Source organism: Paracoccus sp. (in: a-proteobacteria) (genome assembly GCF_046462195.1).
In the GTDB taxonomy this organism is placed as follows: domain Bacteria; phylum Pseudomonadota; class Alphaproteobacteria; order Rhodobacterales; family Rhodobacteraceae; genus Paracoccus.
Genome location: NZ_JBKGUN010000058.1, coordinates 1 through 4,101, shown reverse-complemented (window position 1 = coordinate 4,101; position 4,101 = coordinate 1). Strand labels below are relative to the sequence as shown.

The following is a 4,101-nucleotide window of genomic DNA, read 5'->3' as shown; positions in this document are numbered from 1 at the left end:
GCCACTGATGTTGCGAAGGCAAAGCAGATGGAAAGCGAAAAGCCCAGTGTCGCCACCGACAGGGTGGACAGGGCATGACCGCCGATCTCGGCGCCGTTCAGGACCAGCGCTCGGATCACGCCGGAAGGGGCCGGCAAGATCATGGGCGACACTTCTGCTAAGTGGCAATAGGCTTCCCACCCTGCCAGAAGGCAGGCGGCCAGAATGAGCGGCGGCAGGACGCGCGACAGCATGATGATGACCTGTCCGCAGGATCAACGCGTACTGGGGCTGTTCGCTGATGCCGTCAGATCAATGGTCACATGCCCCTCGGCGGGACCGAAGCGCAGGAAAGCCTGCCGCAGGGTCTCGAAGACTGCGCCTGCATCGCCGCGCAGACGGGTACAAAAGTTCTTGGACTTGAGGAAGGTGCCGGAGTTCTTCAGGAAATCGATGCATCCATAGATCTCGTCCATGTGCCGATCCTGCCCCAACACATAAAGCGAGAACTGCACATCGATCGAAACACCCAGAACCGGCGCCTCCCGCACCGCCTGCAGCGCCAGTGCCTGCCTGTCGGACAGTGTCTGGTCCTGGGCACGGCTCAATGTCTCGCAGCGGCACGTCGGATCGTCCGGTTCTCCAGGGCAGCCGCGCGAGATGGTCGCATGCATCGTCACATGCGCCGGATCCTGCGCCGCGCGAGCAAAAAGGTCGCGCAGTGCACCGAACAGCGGCTCTGGCGCGCCAACCATCAGGGTCGAGATGTCGTCGGTCTCGATGCGGAGCCTTTCCCGGTAAGGGTGAAGGGCTTCAAGACTGGAGAGAATAACCCCGACAAAATCCGATGTCATGGGATAAAGCGACACTTGCGCGCCAATGAACATGGTAACCTCGCTCCGCCGGCATTACCCGGATCAGCTGTGAAGGGTTCGCGCGGCTGTCGCGCATCTCAGCCCCAGATCCGGAGCACCCCCGATGACATGCGCGGAAACATGAAGAGGGATGCAGTCACTGTCAACGTCTGTCCTATAACAGGTCATCTGCAGTCTGTGAAACGACCTTGAGAAAGAGCGGCATCTCGGTCCTTCGATTGGCTGGTAGATTGCCTGACCGGCTCCGTTCCGGGCAGAAATCAACCGCTAAACTTCCAAGTCGAGCATGATGATGCCGTCCATTCCACCAATAGCGCAATCGATGATTTGTGAGCTAAGTGTCTGATGCTCAGGGTGATCGGCATAAGCTTTCAAATCCGGCCAACCGTCGAAATCGACGACGAAGGCGTACAGGTATCCTCGCTCTATTTGCTCAGGACTTCTTGAGCGCCCTCCGGTGAAACCATGCGCCCCGTGGAGCCCTTCGGTTAACGAAGACAGCTTAAAGAAGATTTCAGCAATTTCGGTATCGCCTGTATCAGGCTTGAACTTGATGAGTACGATATGTCAAATCATGACTTCTCCTGTGAAGCCTGTGGCCAGTTGGTTATCGATTGGCGCATAACAGTGAGCCCGATAAGTGAGCCTGTACATTTTGGCAAACATCACAGCATTGGGTGTGTCATGTTTGCAGTGTCAACTAAAGCGGCATCTTTGGCATTTGTCCTTCTCTTCAAGTCCTTCCTATCCAGCTGCCTATCAGGGGAAAGCAATTGAAGAAACTTGTCATCATCGGCGTCGGAATGGCCATCGGCCCTCATATGGCCAGCTTGGCGGCGCTTGAGCACCGGGCGGAACTTTCTCATGTCGTAACGCGAAGCGCTGCGCGCCGGGATGCGTTTCAGAAGCATTATGGTTTCGGGGCGACTGATGATCTGGATGGTGCGATTTTAGATCCTTCCGTAGATGCCGTCATCCTGCTGACCCCTCCGGACAGTCATCGCAGTCTGGGCGAACGCATTTTGTCGGCTGGCAAGCACCTCCTCATCGAGAAACCGGCGGGGTTGATCACGGATGACACCCGGTTTTTGGCCGATATCGCTGCTGCAAAGGGGCTGCTGGCTGCTCCGGTCTTACAGCACCGGTTCAGGCCAACGGTGCGTGCGGCTGGCGCGATCATCGCTTCGCAGAGCCTGGGCAGGCTCTGCGGCGCGAACTGCCTCATCCCTTGGTGGCGGCCCCAATCCTACTACAACGAGCAGGGGCGGGGCAGTTTGGCCCGCGACGGCGGGGGCGTGCTTCTGACACAGGCGATCCACACGCTGGACGTGCTGCGGGCACTCTGCGGGGAGGTAAAGATCAAGGCTGCGCAGGTGGGCACAAGTCCGCTTCATTCCATGGAAGCAGAGGACATGGTCTGCGCGCTGGCAGAGTTTGGCCCGGATGCCGCTCCCGGCACCATCATGGCGACGACCGCCTGCTATCCGGGACTGCCCGAGACGGTGGCCCTGATCTTTGAACACGCAACGATCCGCCTCGACGGGCAGAGCCTGCAAGTCTTCTACCACAACGGTCGTTCTGAGGCTTCGCTGGATGCGGGAAGCAGCGGGGGCGAGGCCGATCCCATGGCGTTCGATCATGCCGACCATCTCGCGCTTCTCACAGCATTTCTGGACGCGCTGGAAGGGAAAATCCCGCTGATGGTTGATCTGTCTGATCTGATCAAGACGCGGGAGGTCATCGACCAGTTGATCTCTTATCGGAGAGAGGCCGAGCACAACTAGGAGGCGCGCTTCGTCAGTGCCAAGGCTGTTTGATCAGGCTGCAAGCGTGCTGATCGACTGCCTGACGACGAGTTCGACTCCGAGGCCGATGCGGCGAACCGGGCCGCCGTTTGCGGCAAACTCGATCAGGATATCGATCGCGTTCGTGCCCAGATGGCGCTGGTCAACATGCATGCTGGTGAGTGAAGAGAAGGAATGCGCTCCGATAGGAAGACCGTCAAATCCGACGACCGAGATGTCATCAGGTACCGACAGGCCGCAGTTCTGGATCGCTTGGACCGCACCAAGTGCAACCGCATCGGATACGCAGACGAAAGCTGTGGGTCGCCGGCTGCATCGCTTCAGATATTCTTCAACCACGCCTCTCGCTTCGATCCCAAAGCGAGCCGGCGAGCCAAGATCCAGCAACTGGATGTCGGGATCGTATACGATGCCCGCCTCTGCCAGCGCATCACAGAAGCCTTCCAGCTGGCGGCGGATTGACTCGCGGTACCCATGCGTGACGTGCACGATTTCACGGTGCCCGAGGTCAATGAGATGCCGAGTCGCGGCCCATCCGCCAAAGCAATAGTCGGGTGACACACTTGGAATGAGCATCCGACGGTCCATGCCGTTGACAATGATGGCGGGCAGCCCTGAAGCGGTGACCTTTGTCAGAAGCTGCGGGTAGTCAATACCCATCATGATCGCGGCGTCGGCCTCGGACGGTAGATCGGGCGTCCGAGGCTGCGGCTCTTCATCGACCATCTGGGCGATGATCTTGATGCCCTTTGCCTCGGCCTGCTGAAGAATGCCTTCGACTATCCCATGATAGACAGCATCGTTGCTGACCATCCGTCCAAGTGTGATCAAGGCCGCGCAACTGATCTGTCCAAGTTGCCCTTTCGCACTGCGGTCGAGATAGCCAAGTTCCTCAGCAGCTTTCAGGACATGCTGTCGGCTTCGGGCGCTCACCCCTCCACGCTGGTTCAGGGCTTTGGACACCGCAGCAACGGAAACACCTGCCGCAGTTGCAACATCGCGGAGTGTCGGCCCTTGGAGCCGTCTCGGAGCCACTATAGTCCCGTCCTCCGCAGCAGTGCCACGGTGAAAGGTCATCTGCGTTTGACCTTTGTGTGCCATCTTCACGGGCTCCGAGATGGCTCAGCCCTTGTGCCAGCCTTCCCCCACCATAGCACCCGCAGCTTTCGCCGCAACTCGACTAGGATCAGTCCCTATAAATTTGCGTTGTTGTGCAGCCGGTTGAGGCAAATAAGCAGGCCATGAGCAACAGAGAGCAGAAACACTTCTGGCTGAGCCCACAGCAGATGCGACGCATTCAGCCGTTCTTTCCCAAGGTCCGAAGGCGCCCCCGATCCGACGACTGCAAGGTTCTGAGCGGCATCATCTACGTCAGGCGATACGGTCTTCGGTGGCAGGATGCGCCAGCAGTCCATGGCCCCCACAAGACCCTGTACAACAGG

The 4,101-nt window shown here is 58.8% G+C and carries 5 protein-coding genes, 1 pseudogene and 1 riboswitch; of the genes and pseudogenes, 2 read left to right on the top strand and 4 right to left on the bottom strand.

All coding sequences use genetic code 11. The features are described from left to right. The 3 genes and pseudogenes from ACLHHB_RS04015 to ACLHHB_RS04005 form a co-directional block, all read right to left on the bottom strand. Positions 1–233 (bottom strand): annotated as a pseudogene (locus ACLHHB_RS04015) (ABC transporter permease); the annotation flags it as partial. A 21-nt stretch (positions 234–254) separates the two neighbouring features. Then, complete coding sequence (locus tag ACLHHB_RS04010) at positions 255–866, bottom strand: YkoF family thiamine/hydroxymethylpyrimidine-binding protein (RefSeq protein WP_410216996.1); 612 nt, start codon at positions 864–866, stop codon at positions 255–257. Continuing rightward, a riboswitch (TPP riboswitch) is annotated at positions 857–966 on the bottom strand. It overlaps the preceding gene by 10 nt. 155 nt (positions 967–1,121) lie before the next feature. Beyond that, positions 1,122–1,409 (bottom strand): Dabb family protein, encoded by a 288-nt coding sequence (locus ACLHHB_RS04005; protein WP_410216997.1) that lies wholly within the window; start codon positions 1,407–1,409, stop codon positions 1,122–1,124. Positions 1,410–1,627: 218 nt separating this feature from the next. Here ACLHHB_RS04005 and ACLHHB_RS04000 point away from each other — a divergent pair, with 218 nt between their 5' ends. Next, positions 1,628–2,638: a Gfo/Idh/MocA family protein gene (locus ACLHHB_RS04000; RefSeq protein ID WP_410216995.1), complete on the top strand. Its 1,011-nt coding sequence runs from the start codon at positions 1,628–1,630 to the stop codon at positions 2,636–2,638. A 33-nt stretch (positions 2,639–2,671) separates the two neighbouring features. Here the strand turns inward: ACLHHB_RS04000 and ACLHHB_RS03995 are convergent, their stop codons facing one another. Continuing rightward, positions 2,672–3,736: a LacI family DNA-binding transcriptional regulator gene (locus ACLHHB_RS03995; protein ID WP_410216994.1), complete on the bottom strand. Its 1,065-nt coding sequence runs from the start codon at positions 3,734–3,736 to the stop codon at positions 2,672–2,674. A 164-nt stretch (positions 3,737–3,900) separates the two neighbouring features. Between ACLHHB_RS03995 and ACLHHB_RS03990 the strand changes: the two genes are divergently transcribed. Further along, the coding region (locus tag ACLHHB_RS03990; RefSeq protein WP_410216993.1) for a transposase at positions 3,901–4,101 on the top strand (201 nt) is incomplete at its 3' end.